General features: G+C 74.0%; 14 protein-coding genes. 12 read left to right on the top strand and 2 right to left on the bottom strand.

All coding sequences use genetic code 11. The features are described 5' to 3' along the window. The first annotated feature begins 3 nt into the window (after window positions 1-3). The 5 genes from ACLJTM_RS22950 to ACLJTM_RS22930 all read left to right on the top strand — a co-directional run bounded on the left by ACLJTM_RS22950 (window position 4) and on the right by ACLJTM_RS22930 (window position 6734). Window positions 4-1863: a GTPase gene (locus ACLJTM_RS22950; protein ID WP_411105562.1), complete on the top strand. Its 1860-nt coding sequence runs from the start codon at window positions 4-6 to the stop codon at window positions 1861-1863. Between the two features lie 96 nt (window positions 1864-1959). Next, window positions 1960-2367 (top strand): single-stranded DNA-binding protein, encoded by a 408-nt coding sequence (locus ACLJTM_RS22945; RefSeq protein ID WP_411105561.1) that lies wholly within the window; start codon window positions 1960-1962, stop codon window positions 2365-2367. A 338-nt stretch (window positions 2368-2705) separates the two neighbouring features. Continuing rightward, entirely contained in the window at window positions 2706-3797 is a 1092-nt protein-coding gene (locus ACLJTM_RS22940) for a thioester domain-containing protein (protein WP_411105560.1), read from the top strand. An 85-nt stretch (window positions 3798-3882) separates the two neighbouring features. Then, window positions 3883-5364, top strand: coding sequence for a bifunctional phosphatase PAP2/diacylglycerol kinase family protein (locus tag ACLJTM_RS22935; protein ID WP_411105559.1), 1482 nt, complete (start codon window positions 3883-3885; stop codon window positions 5362-5364). Window positions 5365-5465: 101 nt separating this feature from the next. Further along, window positions 5466-6734: an ALF repeat-containing protein gene (locus tag ACLJTM_RS22930; RefSeq protein ID WP_411105558.1), complete on the top strand. Its 1269-nt coding sequence runs from the start codon at window positions 5466-5468 to the stop codon at window positions 6732-6734. A gap of 563 nt (window positions 6735-7297) precedes the next feature. Here ACLJTM_RS22930 and ACLJTM_RS22925 read toward each other — a convergent pair. Then, on the bottom strand, window positions 7298-7846 hold the full coding sequence (locus ACLJTM_RS22925; protein ID WP_411105557.1) for a hypothetical protein: 549 nt from the start codon (window positions 7844-7846) through the stop codon (window positions 7298-7300). Between the two features lie 192 nt (window positions 7847-8038). Between ACLJTM_RS22925 and ettA the strand changes: the two genes are divergently transcribed. Genes ettA through ACLJTM_RS22910 form a run of 3 tightly spaced genes read left to right on the top strand, consistent with a single transcriptional unit; the run spans window position 8039 to window position 10913 of the window. Then, window positions 8039-9703: an energy-dependent translational throttle protein EttA gene (ettA, locus tag ACLJTM_RS22920; RefSeq protein ID WP_411105556.1), complete on the top strand. Its 1665-nt coding sequence runs from the start codon at window positions 8039-8041 to the stop codon at window positions 9701-9703. 11 nt (window positions 9704-9714) lie between these two features. Further along, window positions 9715-10170, top strand: a complete 456-nt coding sequence (locus ACLJTM_RS22915) for an acyl-CoA thioesterase (protein WP_411105555.1) — start codon at window positions 9715-9717, stop codon at window positions 10168-10170. Continuing rightward, complete coding sequence (locus tag ACLJTM_RS22910; RefSeq protein ID WP_411105554.1) at window positions 10167-10913, top strand: hypothetical protein; 747 nt, start codon at window positions 10167-10169, stop codon at window positions 10911-10913. Before ACLJTM_RS22915 ends, ACLJTM_RS22910 begins: the two co-directional genes overlap by 4 nt. Window positions 10914-10945: 32 nt before the next feature. Here ACLJTM_RS22910 and ACLJTM_RS22905 read toward each other — a convergent pair whose 3' ends face one another. After that, window positions 10946-11350: a globin gene (locus tag ACLJTM_RS22905; protein WP_411105553.1), complete on the bottom strand. Its 405-nt coding sequence runs from the start codon at window positions 11348-11350 to the stop codon at window positions 10946-10948. A gap of 101 nt (window positions 11351-11451) precedes the next feature. Here ACLJTM_RS22905 and ACLJTM_RS22900 point away from each other — a divergent pair, with 101 nt between their 5' ends. The 4 genes from ACLJTM_RS22900 to ACLJTM_RS22885 all read left to right on the top strand — a co-directional run bounded on the left by ACLJTM_RS22900 (window position 11452) and on the right by ACLJTM_RS22885 (window position 15355). Continuing rightward, entirely contained in the window at window positions 11452-12438 is a 987-nt protein-coding gene (locus ACLJTM_RS22900) for a methyltransferase domain-containing protein (protein ID WP_411105552.1), read from the top strand. Window positions 12439-12538: 100 nt separating this feature from the next. Then, window positions 12539-13162, top strand: a complete 624-nt coding sequence (locus ACLJTM_RS22895) for an AAA family ATPase (protein WP_411105551.1) — start codon at window positions 12539-12541, stop codon at window positions 13160-13162. Next, a complete protein-coding gene (locus ACLJTM_RS22890; protein ID WP_411105550.1) occupies window positions 13159-13782 on the top strand; it encodes a guanylate kinase in 624 nt (207 codons plus the stop codon). Before ACLJTM_RS22895 ends, ACLJTM_RS22890 begins: the two co-directional genes overlap by 4 nt. 76 nt (window positions 13783-13858) lie before the next feature. Further along, window positions 13859-15355 (top strand): hypothetical protein, encoded by a 1497-nt coding sequence (locus ACLJTM_RS22885; RefSeq protein WP_411105548.1) that lies wholly within the window; start codon window positions 13859-13861, stop codon window positions 15353-15355. The last annotated feature ends 35 nt before the right edge of the window (window positions 15356-15390 follow it).

Raw genomic sequence — 15390 nt, 5'->3', positions numbered from 1 at the left:
GCGGTGACCGCCCTGACCGACCGCACCGACGACCGCTGGGACGACGGACTCATCGCCCGCTCCCGCCAACCGGACGCCGGCCAGGACCCGGACGACGGCGCCGAGGACGGCGACCGGGGCGACGACGCGCTCGTCCGGGCGCTCTCCGGTGCGGGCGCCGACGGCGGCAAGGTCCCCGCGCCCCCGCTCAGCCCCGAAGGACAGGCCCTGCGCGCCCGGCTCGACGCACTGCGCCAGCTGGTGGGGCTCTCCCGGACCCGGCTCGACGGCAAGACCCTCGCCGAGGCCGGCCGGGTCCTCGACGAGGCGGCCGCACGCCGCGGACTGTCCCCGCAGCACACCGTCGTCGCGATCGCCGGAGCCACCGGCAGCGGCAAGTCCACCCTCTTCAACGCGCTCGCCGGGGTGCAGATCTCCGAGACGGGCCTGCGCCGCCCGACCACCGCCGCACCCATCGCGTGCAGCTGGTCCGACGGGGCGGCCGGACTCCTGGACCGGCTGGAGATCCCCGGACGGCTGCGCCGCCGCCCCCGGGAGACCTCCGAGGCCGAGGCACTGCGCGGGCTGGTCCTCGTCGACCTGCCCGACCTGGACTCGGCGGTCGGCGCGCACCGCGACCACGTGGACCGGGTGCTGGCCCTCGTCGACGCCGTGGTGTGGGTGGTCGACCCGGAGAAGTACGCGGACGCGGTGCTGCACGAGCGGTACCTGCGGCCGCTGGCCGGCCACGCCGAGATCACCTTCGTCGTCCTGAACCAGGTCGACCGGCTGCCCGGGGAAGCCGCCGACCTCGTCCTGGACGACCTGCGCCGGCTCCTCGACGAGGACGGCATCGCCCTCGGCGAGTACGACGAACCCGGCGCCACCGTGCTCGGACTGTCCGCGCTGACCGGCGAGGGCGTCGGGGAGCTGCGCGAACTCCTCGGCCAGTTCACCCAGGAGAAGGGCGCGGCGACCCGGCGGATCTCCGCCGACGTGGACCGCGCCGCGCTGCGCCTCCAGCCCCTGTACGTGGCCGAAGGGCACTCCGGACCGGAGATCGGCGAGGGCGCGCGCGCCGAGTTCGAGGACCGGCTGGCGGAGGCCGTCGGCGCGTACGCGGCCGGCCTCGCCGCCGAACGGGCCTGGCGGCGCAACGCCGGCAAGGCCTGCGGGACGCCGTGGCTGCGGCTGTGGCGCTGGTACGAGAGCCGGCGCGCCCCGCGCACCCTCGCCGGGCTGGCCGCCCTCGCGTCCATCGGCGGCCGCGGCACCGTGGCGGCGCCGGCGCCGGTCGAGGAGGAGGTGACCGCACGCCAGCGCGTCGAGCAGGCCGTACGGGTGGTCGCCGACGAGGCGGTCGCGGGACTGCCCGAACCCTGGGCGCAGGCCGTACGGGAGACCGCGGTGCGCGGCGCCGAACAGCTCCCCGAGGCCCTGGACGAGATCGCCGTCACCCTGGGAGCGGCCGTCGCCGTGCCGACCGCCCGACCGCCGCGGCCCACCTGGTGGCCTGCGGCCGTCCTGGGACAGGCGGCCATGACCCTGCTCCAGATCTACGGCGGGCTGTGGCTGGTCGGGCAGATCGTCGGCGTCCTGGAGCCCAGGCTGATGCCGCCCGTCCTGCTCATGGTGGCCGGGATCGTCGGCGGGCCCCTGGTGGAGTGGGCCTGCTCGATCGCCGCCCGCGGCCCGGCCCGGCGGTACGGGCAGGACGCCGAGCGCAAGCTGCGGCAGGCCGCGGCCGGATGCGGCCGGGCCCGGGTGCTGGAGCCCGTCGCGGCCGAGCTGCTGCGCTACCGGGAGGTGCGGGAGCAGTACGCGGCGGTGGCCGCCGGGGGGAGCGCCGCAGGGGGGAGCAAGTTGTCCACAACCCGCCAGTAGTCCACAGGCCCGGGCAGGGTGCGGCGGCCGGCGTCAGCATGGTCGTAGCCCGTACGGAGGGTCCGTACGGGAACGCACTGCGGGGAGGCGGCCGGGATGAACGACACCCAGGTCACGCTGGTGGGGCACGTGGCGACGCAGATCGACTACAAGGAGACGGCGCACGGTCCGTCCGCGAGATTCCGCTTCGCGGTGACGCCGCGGTACTTCGACCGGCGCAAAGAGGCGTGGACCGACGGGGCCACCAGCTTCTACACGGTGTGGGCGCGGCGCTCGCTCGCCGTGAACCTGGCGGGGTCCGTGGCGGTCGGGGAACCCCTCGTGGTGCACGGCAGGCTGCGGGTGCGCGAGGATCCGCCCGAGGGCGAGGCACCCCGCCGGGTGTCGGCGGAGATCGACGCCACGGCCGTGGGCCACGACCTCAGCCGCGGGACGGCAGCCTTCCGGCGGGTGGTCCAGAGCGACACTCCGCTGATGACCACTCAGAAGGCGGCGGTGGGCTGAGTGTTCGAGACGGATAGGATCATCCGGTACTCACGGGCACCAGGGTCTTTGGCCCGAAGGGGAAGACTGTGTCGATTGCCGTTCCCGCATCCTCCGCTCCTCGTTCCGCTTCATGTTCCGTCCCGGCTCAGGGTCCTGAGGCCGCACCAGCTGCGGCTACCGCTCCCGCTGCGACTGCTCCTGCCGTTCCTGCTGCGGCCGTTGCCGCCGGGCCCGGCTCCGCGCTCAGATCGGCGGGCGTACGGGCCGCCGCGAGACGCCCGCTGGCCGTCGCCCTGCTGGCCGCGGCGGCGTTCTCCGCCGTGCCGGGCGCCCGGGCCTCCGCGGACTCCGGGCCGGTGGCCTCCCGTACCCCGGAGGGCGCGAGCGCGGTACTGGACGGGCTCAAGACGTACGGACAGGCGGTCCTGCGCGGCGGGGACGGATCCGTCCGGCAGATCCCGGCCGGGCTCTACGAGATGCGGGTCGACGGCGGCGGCATGCTGCAGACGTACGGGGTCGGCCTGGCAGGCCACGCCCAGCCCCAGGCCCGGTACACCGAGAGCGGCTGGAGCGGCAGCCCCCTCGCCGGGAACGGGGAGGCCGGCCGGATCCGCTGGATCCTGGAGCACTCCTACCCCCAGCTGAACGACCTGGCCGGGCTCGCCAAGGCGGCTGGAGCAGGGACCCTCACCGCGGAGAGCGCGGCCGCCGGCACCCAGGTGGCGATCTGGCGGCTGGCGGACGGGGCGCAGGTGGAGGCCGCGGACCCGGCGGCGGAGAAGCTGGCCGACTACCTCCAGCGGGCGGCGGGTCGGCTGCCGGAGCCGCCGGCCTCGCTGGCCCTGGACCCCGGCGACGTGTCGGGGCCCGTCGGGACCCGCCTCGGCCCGGTGACCGTGCGGACCGGAGCGCAGAGCGTCTCGGTCGTCCCGGACGCCGCGGCCGTCGCCATGGGGGTCCGCGTGGTGGACGCCGAGGGCCGGCCCCTGACCACCGCCGCACACGGCACCCCGCTGTACTTCGAGGTCCCCGCGGGCACCCCCGACGGGATCGCCTCGGTCACCGTGCGGGGCGCGACCAAGGTGCCGGTCGGCCGGGTCTTCACCAGCGAGGTCCCGGCCCGGGCGCAGATCGTGGCGGGCTCCAGCGAATCCGCGGCGGCGGCCACCGCCACGGCGCTCTGGCCCGCGGCCCCGCCCGCCCCGGACGGAGCGGACGCAGAGGCGGCGTCGGCCACGACCAGCGGCTCGGGGACGGCCGTCCTGGGCGGCGCCGCGGCCGGCGCCGTCACCGAGGAGTCCCCGCAGGGGGAGCGGCTGGCGTCCAGCGGCAGCTCCGCGGCCACCCCGGTCATCGCCTCGCTGGCGGTGGGACTGGTGGTCCTCGGCGGGCTGGTGGTCCTGCTGCTGCGCAAGCGCCCGCTGGACGAGGAGGACCCCACACCGTAGGGGCGTCCCCACGGCGCGGCCGGGGACTGGGCCGGGTGGCGGGCACGGGGATTTAAGGATCCACGGCCCGGGGTAAGCGCGGGAAATGGCTGATCAGCAACTGACCTGGCAAGGCGCCGTGGCCCGATGGGACCGGGAACTGTTCGACAGGGTGGCCCGCCGGCACTGGCCGGGTGCGGACCGCGTGTTGCCGATGCTCGGGCGGGCCGCCAACCACGGCGTCCTGTGGGCCGGGACCGCCACGGCGCTCGGTCTCTTCGGCTCGCCCCGCGCGCGCAAGGCCGCCGTGCGCGGGATGGCCTCGCTGGCGCTGGCCTCCGCGACCATCAACACCGTGGGCAAGTGGTCCGTACGGCGGCCCCGGCCGCTGCTGTACGGGGTGCCCGCGGTGCGCCGGCTGACCACGCAGCCGCAGACCACGTCCTTCCCGTCCGGGCACTCGGCCTCGGCGTTCGCCTTCGCCGCGGGCGTGGCGCTGGAATCCCCCGGCTGGGGCGCCGCGCTGGCCCCGGTGGCCGCCTCCGTGGCCTTCTCCCGGGTGTACACCGGGGTGCACTACCCCTCCGACGTGGCCGCCGGCGCGGCGCTCGGGGTGGCCGCGGGCCTCCTCGTCCGCAAGCTGTCGCACGGCGCGCAGCAGGCCCGCATCGTGCCGGGCGACGAGCGGACGGCCGCCGGGGCGCCCGCGCTGCCCGACGGGGAAGGGCTCACCGTGGTGGTCAACACCCGGTCGGGGACGGCGGCGGCGGCCGGACTCGACATCCTGCGCACCCGGCTGCCCAAGGCCGAGCTGGTCGAGTGGCAGGACGGGGACCTGCCCGCCGAACTCCTGGCGGCGGCCAACCGGTCCGCCGTGCTGGGGGTCTGCGGCGGAGACGGCACGATCAACGCGGCTGCCGCCGCCGCGCTGCACGCCGGAGTGCCGCTCGCCGTGTTCCCCGGCGGCACCCTCAACCACTTCGCCCTCGACTTCGGCCTGGGCGGGGCCGAGGACACCTGCCGCGCGGTGGAGGCCGGCCACGCCGTCCACGTCGGCCTCGGCCGCTTCAGCCCCGGCCCCGACGGCGCCGAGGCGGGCTACTTCCTGAACAACTTCAGCATCGGCGCCTACCCGGAGCTGCTGCGCCACCGGCTGCGCTGGGCGCCGCGCATCGGCAGCGGTCCGGCCGCGCTGCTGGCCGCCTGGAAGGTGCTGCGGGCCGAGCGGCCCGTACGGCTGCAGCTGGCCGGCCGGCCCCTGAGCGCCTGGCTGCTCTTCGTGGGCAACGGCACCTACCAGGGCACCGGCCCCACCCCCCGACGCCGCGACGACCTGGGCGAGGGCCTGCTGGACGTCCGGCTCGTCCGGGGCGGCGGCCGTCCCGGACCCCGCCTGCTGGCCGCCGCCTTCGCGGGCCCGCTGACGCGTTCCCCGGTCCATGTGGCGACCCGGCTGCGAAGCCTGCGCATCGCCGAGATCCCGGCGGGCACGCCCTTCGCCTACGACGGCGAGTACGCGAAGGCGCCGTCCGCCCTGGCCCTGGACGACCTGCCGGACGCGCTCATCGTGTACCGCCCGCGGACGTGAACCCTCCGGTACAACTCGTTCGATCATCCGCTCCGCACCGCCTACAGTGACCCGGTGCAAGATCATGGGATCTTGTGAAGAACCACACCAGGGGTGCTGTCTTGAAGTTGTCCCGGATCGCCGCGGTGGTGGCCGCTGCCGCCATCGCCCCGGCCGTTCTGCTCGCCGCCCCGGCCTCCGCCGACGACCACGCGTCGGCGGCCGGTACGGGCTCCTCGCCCACGGCTCCTGACCAGAGCCCGGCCGGGACCGCCGCGGAGAAGCCGGCGGACAAGCCCGTCGAGAAGCCGGCGGACAAGCCGGCGGACAAGCCCGGCGAGAAGCCGGCCGAGGTCGACAAGCAGGCCGAGGCCGACCGCCTGGAGATCCTGCGCCTCATGCACGCGGCGGCGCCCGGCTCGATCTTCCGCGAGGAGGGCAGCAAGGCTCTCGACCGCGGCCCGGCCGCGGTGCGCGCCTTCCTGGAGAAGGGCCAGTTCGCTGCCCGAACCGAGGACGAGCGGATCGCGATCGCCCGCATGCTCGCCGACCCGAAGTCGGGCCCCGGGGTGCGCGAGGCGGGCCGCCAGGCCCTGCGCGGCTCCGCTGCGGACGTCCACGCCTTCCTGGTGACGGGCCAGCACGTCGCCCGTCACGACGACGACCGGGTCGACGTCTCCCGGATCGTCGGCCAGGCCCCTCGCGGATCCGTGCTCCGCGAGAAGGCCCTCCAGGTCCTGCGCCGGGACTCGCCCACCGAGCTGCGTGCCTTCATGGAGACCGGCCGGTACCTGGCCCAGGCCAGCGACGACCGCGTCGAGCTGGCCGGGATCGACGAGGCCGAGGACGGCCCGATCCTCTCCGAGGCCATCGGCAAGCTGCTGAACGGCTCCCCGACCCCGGCCGAACTGCGGCACTTCCTGGAGGTGACCCAGTACGAGCTGCGGGACGAGGACAACGAGCTGCGCATCTCCAAGATCATCAATGACGGCGGCGCCGAGGTGAAGGCAGCCGGCAAGGCCGCCCTGAAGGGCACCGCCGAGGACCGCGTCGCCTTCCTCGCGACCGGGCAGCACACGGCCCGCGCGAAGGACAAGGCCGCGGAGGGCACGGGCAAGCCGGGCCCGGGCACGGGTACGGGCAACGGCACGGGGACCGGCACCGGCACCGTCCAGCCCGCCGTCGTCACCACCGGCACGGGCACCACGGGCACCACGGTCACCCCCGGCAACGGCAGCGTGGCCGCCCACGGCAGCACCGGCAGCGCGCTGGCCTCCACCGGCGCCGGATCCGACACCGCGCTGGCCGCGGGCGGCGCCGGAGCCGCGCTCGTCGCAGGCGCCGGCCTGGTCCTCGCGGCCCGCCTCCGCCGCCGGACCACGGGAGCCTGACCCCCACCCCGGGGCGCCCTCCACCGACGCCCCGGGAAACGGCCCCACCCCGCCTGAGTCCGGCCGCGCCGCGGGGCCCGTCCGCCGCCGCTCGCGGGCGGGCATGCTCAGGCCGGCGACCCGGCAGGCTTTGCCCGCCCGAGTCCGGCCGCGCCGCGGGGCCCGTGCGCCGGCGTCCGCGGGCCGGCACGGGTCCGCCCCGCCCCGCCTTAGTCCGGCCGCGCCGCGGGGCCCGTACGCCGCCGCCCACGGGCCGGCACGGGTCCACCCCGCTCCGCCCCACCCGAGTCCGGCCGCGCCGCCGGGCCCGTACGCCGCCGTCCGCGGGCGGGCATGCTCAGGCCGGCGACCCCGGTAGGCCTTCCCGCCCGAGTCCGGCCCCGCCGCCGGTCCCGTACGCTCAGGGCCGGCCGCAAGCGTCCACCCCGCCCGCTCCACCCGACTCCGGCCGCGCCTCCGGGCCCGTACGCCGCCGCTCACGGGCCGGCACGGGTCCACCCCGCCCCGCCCCGACTCCGGCCGCGCCCGGGCCGTGCCTCGCCAGCCGGTCGTCCGGGCCGGGGCTACCGGCCGGTCACGCCCAGGTCGGCCCGCATGGCGTCCCGCATCCGCTCCCAGCGCTCCCGCAGGGCCAGCAGTTCCGCGTGGATGTCCTCGAAGGACCCGTCCTGGTAGGGATCGCCTTCCTCCAGGCGCAGCACCCGGGCGTACGTGCCGGCCAGCGCCCTCGTCATCCCGTCGAGCTCCGCCAGCACCGCGTCCGACGCGGTCATCTGCGCCTCCGCGAACGCCGCGTGCATGCCCCGCCGCGCATCCTCCAGGTCCGAGCGCCCCCGGGCGGTGTCCTCGCCCTTGCGGACGAGCCACAGGAACAGCATCAGCTCCTGCCGGTAGCGGCGGTACCCGGCGTTCGCCGTGACGTAGCACGCCCGCCGCGCGGCCTGCTCGGCCACGCGCTGCTCGCGCTGCCACCGCAGCTCGCCCAGCCGCTCCTCCCGCTCGAACTGCTGCGACTGGATCCGTGCGACCAGGCGCTGCGACAGCACCGGCGCGAGCAGTGTCCCCGTGACGCCGACCAGCGCCACGGCCAGTGCCAGCAAGGTGTTCCCCACGGTGCCCCCCGGCCGTCCCGCCATCCGGCCCGCAGACCGCGGCACCGGCCGCGCGCAGACCCTGCGGAGATCATTCTCACCGTCAGGGCGCCCCGAAGGGGACCCCCGAAGCCATACGGGTTTCCCCCGGCGTATGGACGTCAGGCAAGATGGGGTGTATCTGCCCACCCTCGATCTGCCGGACGGTTTCTCTTGGCTGAGTTCATCTACACCATGCGCAAGACGCGCAAGGCGCACGGCGACAAGGTGATCCTCGACGACGTCTTCTTGAACTTCCTGCCCGGCGCCAAGATCGGTGTGGTCGGACCGAACGGCGCGGGCAAGTCCACCGTTCTGAAGATCATGGCGGGCCTGGAGCAGCCGTCCAACGGCGACGCCTTCCTGTCGCCCGGGTACACCGTCGGCATCCTGATGCAGGAGCCCAAGCTCGACGAGTCGAAGACCGTCCTGGAGAACGTCCAGGACGGCGCCGCCGAGATCATGGGCAAGCTCAAGCGCTTCAACGAGGTCGCCGAGCTGATGGCGACCGACTACAGCGACGCGCTCATGGACGAAATGGGCAAGCTCCAGGAGGACCTGGACCACGCCAACGCCTGGGACCTGGACGCCCAGCTGGAGCAGGCCATGGACGCCCTGGGCTGCCCGCCCGGCGAATGGCCCGTCGTCAACCTCTCCGGTGGCGAGAAGCGCCGCGTCGCGCTGTGCAAGCTGCTGATCGAGGCCCCGGACCTGCTCCTCCTCGACGAGCCCACCAACCACCTCGACGCCGAGTCGGTGAACTGGCTGGAGCAGCACCTCTCGCAGTACAAGGGCGCCGTCGTGGCCGTCACCCACGACCGGTACTTCCTGAACAACGTCGCCGAGTGGATCCTCGAGCTCGACCGCGGCCGCGCGCACCCGTACGAGGGCAACTACTCCACCTACCTGGAGAAGAAGGCCACCCGTCTCAAGGTCGAGGGCCGCAAGGACGAGAAGCGCCAGAAGCGCCTCAAGGAAGAGCTGGAGTGGGTGCGGTCCAACGCCAAGGGGCGTCAGACCAAGTCCAAGGCCCGTCTCGCCCGGTACGAGGAGATGGCGGCCGAAGCGGACAAGATGCGGAAGCTGGACTTCGAGGAGATCCAGATCCCGCCGGGCCCGCGCCTCGGCTCCATCGTCGTCGAGGTCAACAACCTCTCGAAGGCCTTCGGCGACAAGGTCCTCATCGACGACCTGTCCTTCACGCTGCCGCGCAACGGCATCGTCGGCATCATCGGCCCGAACGGCGCCGGCAAGACCACGCTCTTCAAGATGATCCAGGGCCTGGAGACGCCGGACTCCGGCGCCATCAAGGTCGGCGAGACCGTCAAGATCAGCTACGTCGACCAGTCCCGCGCCAACATCGACCCCAAGAAGACCCTCTGGGCGGTCGTGTCGGACGAGCTGGACTACATCAACGTGGGCCAGGTCGAGATGCCGTCCCGCGCGTACGTCAGCGCCTTCGGCTTCAAGGGCCCGGACCAGCAGAAGCCGGCCGGCGTCCTCTCCGGCGGTGAGCGCAACCGCCTGAACCTGGCCCTGACGCTCAAGGAGGGCGGCAACCTGCTGCTCCTCGACGAGCCCACCAACGACCTCGACGTCGAGACGCTCTCCTCCCTGGAGAACGCCCTGCTCGAGTTCCCCGGTGCGGCCGTGGTCATCTCCCACGACCGCTGGTTCCTCGACCGGGTCGCCACGCACATCCTCGCGTACGAGGGCGACTCCAAGTGGTACTGGTTCGAGGGCAACTTCGAGTCCTACGAGAAGAACAAGATCGAGCGGCTCGGCCCGGACGCCACCCGTCCGCACCGCGCCACCTACAAGAAGCTCACCCGAGGCTGAGGCCGGAAAAAATGGCCAGACACCAGTACCGGTGCCCCCTGCGCTGGGCGGACATGGATGCCTTCGGGCACGTCAACAACGTCGTCTTCCTCCGTTACCTGGAGGAGGCGCGGATCGACTTCATGTTCCGCCTCGCGCCCGGGGAGGGCAGCGAGTCCTTCACCGGCGGATCCGTCGTGGCCCGCCACGAGATCGACTACAAGCTGCCCCTCGTCCACCGCCACGAGCCCGTCCTCATCGAGTCCTGGGTGACCCGGATAGGCGCCGCTTCCCTGACCATCCGCTACGAGGTCAAGGACGAGGCGACCGGGGACCGGCCCGAGACGGTGTACGTGCGCGCCGAGACGGTCGTGGTCCCGTACAACCTCGCCGAGGGGCGGCCCCGCCGCATCACGGCCGAGGAGAGGCGCTTCCTGGAGGAGTACCTCGACCGCCCCGAGGCAGCCGAAGGGCGCCTCGCGGCATGACCGGCCCCCTGCACTTCGCCGACGCCGGGGAGGCGGCGGACCTCGCCGCCTTCCTCGGCCGGCTGGTGCACTACGACCGCGCCGCCGCAGTCCGCCTCCAAGGGGCACCCCCCGCGGGGGAGGGCGGCGGCGCGCTCGCCGTGTTCGGGCGGCCGCCCTCCTTCGAGGTCCTGGCGGTCCGTACGGTGCGGCTCGCCGTCCCCCTCACCACCCCGCTCGACGTGACCGTCTCCGCGGGGGAACTGCTGGAGTCCGTGGACGAGGCCGCGGCCGCAGCCGGCGTACCGGGCCCGGTCACCGGACCCCCCTGGACCGGCCTGCTCCCGCCGCGCGGCGGCTGGCAGCAGCTGGCGGGCCTGCCCGGCCCCGAGGAGATGCGGGCGGCCCTGGCGGCGTCCGTCGCCGAGTTCCGGTCCCGTGACGAGGCCCTGCCGGCCCAGCACCGGACCCGCTCCGAACGCGACCGCATCGGCCGTGAGATCTGGTCGCGGACCCTGGGCGCCACCGAACTCCCCCTGCGCGCCGTGCACGCCGCGCAGTCCCTGGGCTTCCTGCGGCCGGTCCGCTCCGCCGTCGCCGCCGCGGGCCCGGCCGCCGCAGACCCGGCCACCGCGGCCCCGGCGCCCGTCGCCCTGCTCGGGACGGGGACCTGGCTGCGCCTGCGGACCCCGTACGGCTCCGTCGCCCTGCGCCGCCCCGGCAGCGCCACGGGACTCGGCGCCCTCCCGGTCCGCCCGCTGTAGGGGCCCCCGGACGGCGAGGCCGCCGCGGGTTCTCAGCCCGCGGTGTTGATCATCGACGCGGCCGCGTACGTCAGGTACTTCCACAGCTGCGCCTCGTGCTCCGGCGCCAGGCCCAGCTCGTCCAGGGCCACCCGCATGTGCTTCAGCCAGGCGTCGTGCGCCGCGGCGTCCACCTGGAACGGAGCGTGCCGCATCCGCAGCCGCGGGTGCCCGCGGTGCCGGCTGTAGGTGGTGGGCCCGCCCCAGTACTGCATCAGGAACAGGGTGAAACGCTCCTCGGCCGGACCCAGGTCCTCTTCCGGGTACATCGGGCGCAGCAGCGGGTCCTCGGCGACCCCCTCGTAGAAGCGCCGGACGAGGCGGCGGAAGGTCTCCTCGCCGCCGACCTGCTCGTAGAAGGTCTGCTCCTGCAGTGTGCCGCGCGGAATCTCATTCACCCGTCCATCGTCTCAGACACCCGGACGGAGTACCGAGGTCCTACGACCTCCCGCACCGCCCCGCGGTCGCCCCCCGGGCCCGCGCGCAGGACAGTGGAGGCATGGGCGCGCACACCCCACCCGCGCAGGCCCGCGACCTGCGGGAGATCGCGCACGCCGGGCAGGTCCGGGAACTGGCGGCCGCCGGGGCGCTGGACGACCCCGCATGGCGGGCCGCCTTCGCGGCCGTACCCCGGCACGTCTTCGTCCCGTACTTCTGGACCGGCCGCGGAGCAGGCCACGAGCGGCTCTGGGCCGAGGACCCCGACCCCGAGCAGCGGGCCCGCTGGCTGCGCGGGGTGTACACCGACGCCCCCCTCGCGACCCGGCTGCGCGACGGCGAACTGCTCTCCTCCAGCAGCCAGCCCTCCCTCATGGCGAGGATGCTGACCGCCCTCGACGTGCGCGACGGCGACCACGTCCTGGAGATCGGCGCCGGCACCGGCTACAACGCCGCCCTGCTGTGCCACCGGCTCGGCGATGACCTGGTCACCACCGTGGACCTGGACGAGGAGATCACCGAGTCGGCGCGGGCCCACCTGGCCCGGCTCGGCTACCACCCGGCCGTGGTCACCGGGGACGGCGACCGCGGCTGCCCCTCCCGGGCCCCCTTCGACCGGATCATGGTGACCTGCACCCTGCCGCTGATCCCGCCCGCCTGGCTCGGCCAGTGCCGGCCCGGAGCGCGGATCCTCGCCCCCCTGTCGACGGGCCTGATCGCCCTCACGGTCCGCGACCCGGCCTTCGCCGAGGGCCGCTTCCTGCACACCTCGGCGTACTTCGTCCCGCTGCGCGGGGCCACGGCAGGCGCACCGCCCCCCGCGGCGCTCCCGTACGAACTGGTCGACAACGAGCGCTTCCAGTTCATGCTCGTCCTGACCGCGGGCGTCCTGCACCCCCGCGAGGCGCTCGACCTGTGGCGCCACGAGGGCCGCCCGGCGCGCGAACGCTTCGGCGTCACGGTCACCCCGCACGGCCAGTGGTCCTGGCTGGACGACCCGGGAGGCCCGTACGTCTGGCCCCTGGGGACGGCACCCACCGGTTCATAGGCCACGGGAGCGCCGAGATGGAGAACTCGTCGGCGGAGTTGATCAGTTGCCGTTAAGGTGCCCAGGACGGGTGTGTGCGTCAGGTCTTGGGGGAGCAGCGTTGAACATCGGTTCGGAGCCGTCCGAGCATGCCATCGCACTGGTGCTGGTCGCCGGGTATGCGGGGTCAGGCAAGTCCGAGGCGGGGAAGATGATGTCGCAGGCCACGGGGTGGCCCCTGCTGGACAAGGACACCCTGACGAGGCCGCTGACGGAGTCGCTGCTGTCCCACCTCAACGGCGACCCCGACGACCGGCAGAGCCGTCTGTACGCCGAGACGGTGCGGCCGTTGGAGTACGAGTCCCTGATGAAGGCGTGCTGGGAAAACCTCGAATGCGGGGTGCCGGTGGTTGCGGTCGCCCCCTTCCTCTCCGAGGTCGTCGACCCTCAGTGGGCCGTTCGGACCCGCAGGCACTGTGCACGGCTGGGGGCCGGCCTGGAAGTGGTGTGGGTGGACAGCGACGCGTCGTCCATGCGGGAACGGCTCACCTCGCGCAACGCGGCACGGGACACCTGGAAGCTCGCGAACTGGCGCCAGTACCTCGATTCGATGTCCCTGGATCGACGCCCCGTCGGCGCGTTCCACCTCGTGGACAACCGGATCACTGCGATGACACCACTGGCGGAGCAGGTGGAGTCGGTGGCAGAGGCTTTGGTCGGCAGGTACAGCGAAGGACCGGCATGACGTCGAACCGGCAGTCGGGCACAGTCCACGGCGGCGTCGTCCTCCTCGGCCCCCCGACAGCGGGCAAGGACACCGTCAGCGTCGCTCTGGCGGACCTCGACGACCGCTACGGGCAGCTACCCAAGATCAAAGTCGGTTCCGGTCGTACCACCGGCTACCGCATGGCGGATCGAGTAGAGCTGGACGCGCTGCGCGCAGCCGGTCGTGTCGTGCTGGAGACGGCGAGGTACGGCAACACGTACGCGGTCGACCGCGACGACCTCGACGCCATGACCCGGGCCGGGCGTGTCCCCGTCGTCCACCTGGGCAGTGTCGACCACCTGCGGACCTTCAACTCCGCCGTGCGTGAGCCCTGGCTGTCCGTCCTCCTGTGGGTGCCCCGTGACGTGTGCGAGGCACGGTCGCGGGGGAGGGGTGACCGGGACACGGCAGAGCGCCTCGCAGCCTGGGACGAGGCGCTGGCCGATCTGGCGGCCGTACCCGCCGAGGAGGAGCTGTTCCAGCTCCTGGTCCGGACCGACCTGGCCGGCCCGGCCGCGGTGGCAGCCCGTATCGCCTCGGAGTACGGCAGGGGCGGCCGGAAGCACGTTCCGGCGGGAAGCCTGACCGCGTTCCTGTGAGGACGGCTGACGGCGGGCCGGCGAAAACGCAGGCCGCGTGTGAGGGAGCGGACCGACATCGAGTGGGGGATTGCGGATGGCGACGATCAGCACGCTCGGTGCACTGGCGCTGGCAGCGGACTTGGATGCGTCGGAGGGGCGTGGCCGGGACCTGACGATCACGCGGCGGGACATCGACGAGCCCCTCGTGTTGGACTCCCTCACCGCCGGCCGCCTGGCGATGAACCGGGTGAATGTGGCCGGGGCGATCACCGTACGGTCCTGCGTCATCGAGGAACTGGTCGTGGACCACTGCACCGCGGACGCCCTGCTCGTGAGCAATTCCCGCATCGGCCGTCTGGTCGTCCGCAACACCCCGCGCAACACCGGTGTCGACGTCAGCGAATCGACCTTGGAGGCCCTCGATGTCCACTCCTGTGGCCCGACCCGGTTCGAGGGGGTGCGGGTGTCGGACTCCGTGCAGATCGCGGCCATGCGCGGGCCCGTCCAGCTGAAGCGCTTACGGGCCGCGACGGTGTCGCTGCGCAGCCAGGCGGCCGTCGGCAGGCAGCGCAGACCGCAGGTGTCCCTGGAGAGCGTGCACGTCACCGAGAGCATCACCCTGGACGACCTCTGGTTGGCTTCCCTCACCCTCGAGGAGGTGGACGTCTCCGCTCTCGTCCTGCGACGGGTCCGGGTGGACGTCCCCTTCCAGGGCACGGGCGTCCGCTGCCGGGACGGGTTGCGCATCAACGGAATGGTGGTGCCCGGCGAGGCCAGTGCGCTGCTGGACAGCGAGGTACGGGGCGCGGTCGTGGTCCGGGGGCTGCGCCACGTGGCGACCGTCCCGGCCCAGCGCGGCCCGGCCCCGGCAGAAGGGACGCCCGACAGCACCGGCACCGCACAGCTGGTGTTCAGGTCCTCGACCCTCTCCAGCCTCAGCGCCAGCGCCGATGAGGCTGCCCCCGTCGTCGTGGAGCTGGCCGACACCGCGGTCCGGGCGCTGGCCATGCCCACCGGCCCGGCCCGTTTCCGGCTGGCGGGTACGAGCAGCATCCAGGAGGTGGACCTCGGCGACGTGGTCTTCCGGAGCGACGAGCAGGTCACCAGCTTCCTCGCCCGGGTGTTCACCCGGGTCAGCCCGAGCGCGCTGGAGGCCGTACGGTCCACGCTGACCCGGCGGCGGCGCATGTCAGAGGGCGACCAGCTGTACTACTTCACCCGGCAGCGGGAGGCGGGCGAGCGGTCCCTGCTCGGGCGCCTCGCGGGCCGGGGGCTGCTCGGAGGCGTCCTCGGCTGGGGCGTACGGGCGCGCAACCCCGCGCGCACCCTGGGGGGCGCCATGGTGACGACGGGCGCTCTGCTGCACCTCTCGGGAGCCGCCCGCGGACCGGGAGGCGAAGGTCTACTCGACCTGGTGGCTGCGGGAAGGGCACTCACCCTGGCCTGCGCGCTCTGGCTGAACGTGGGGGTGGGCGCTCCGTCCGAACTGAAGACGCACGCCTGGACGGCACTCGCGGTGTGCTGCACCGCCGGTGGTCTCTTGTTCACCACGCTCACCGTCGGCATCGTCATCCGCAAGCTCGTGCGCTGAGTCGACGGAGCCTCGCTGCGGGGGCGGCGCGTGGC

Origin of the sequence: Streptomyces sp. cmx-4-9 (assembly GCF_046548835.1) — a bacterium.
In the GTDB taxonomy this organism is placed as follows: domain Bacteria; phylum Actinomycetota; class Actinomycetes; order Streptomycetales; family Streptomycetaceae; genus Streptomyces.
Note: the sequence above shows the minus strand (reverse complement) of the source record. Positions and strands in the feature narration are given on the sequence as shown.

Bases quoted from the DNA above. Each gene is read 5' to 3' on its own strand.
- ACLJTM_RS22915 (WP_411105555.1), top strand. From the start codon at position 9,715: ATGGCCAGACACCAGTACCGGTGCCCCCTGCGCTGGGCGGACATGGAT.
- ACLJTM_RS22890 (WP_411105550.1), top strand. From the start codon at position 13,159: ATGACGTCGAACCGGCAGTCGGGCACAGTCCACGGCGGCGTCGTCCTC.
- ACLJTM_RS22910 (WP_411105554.1), top strand. From the start codon at position 10,167: ATGACCGGCCCCCTGCACTTCGCCGACGCCGGGGAGGCGGCGGACCTC.
- ACLJTM_RS22945 (WP_411105561.1), top strand. From the start codon at position 1,960: ATGAACGACACCCAGGTCACGCTGGTGGGGCACGTGGCGACGCAGATC.
- ACLJTM_RS22885 (WP_411105548.1), top strand. From the start codon at position 13,859: ATGGCGACGATCAGCACGCTCGGTGCACTGGCGCTGGCAGCGGACTTG.
- ACLJTM_RS22935 (WP_411105559.1), top strand. From the start codon at position 3,883: ATGGCTGATCAGCAACTGACCTGGCAAGGCGCCGTGGCCCGATGGGAC.
- ACLJTM_RS22900 (WP_411105552.1), top strand. From the start codon at position 11,452: ATGGGCGCGCACACCCCACCCGCGCAGGCCCGCGACCTGCGGGAGATC.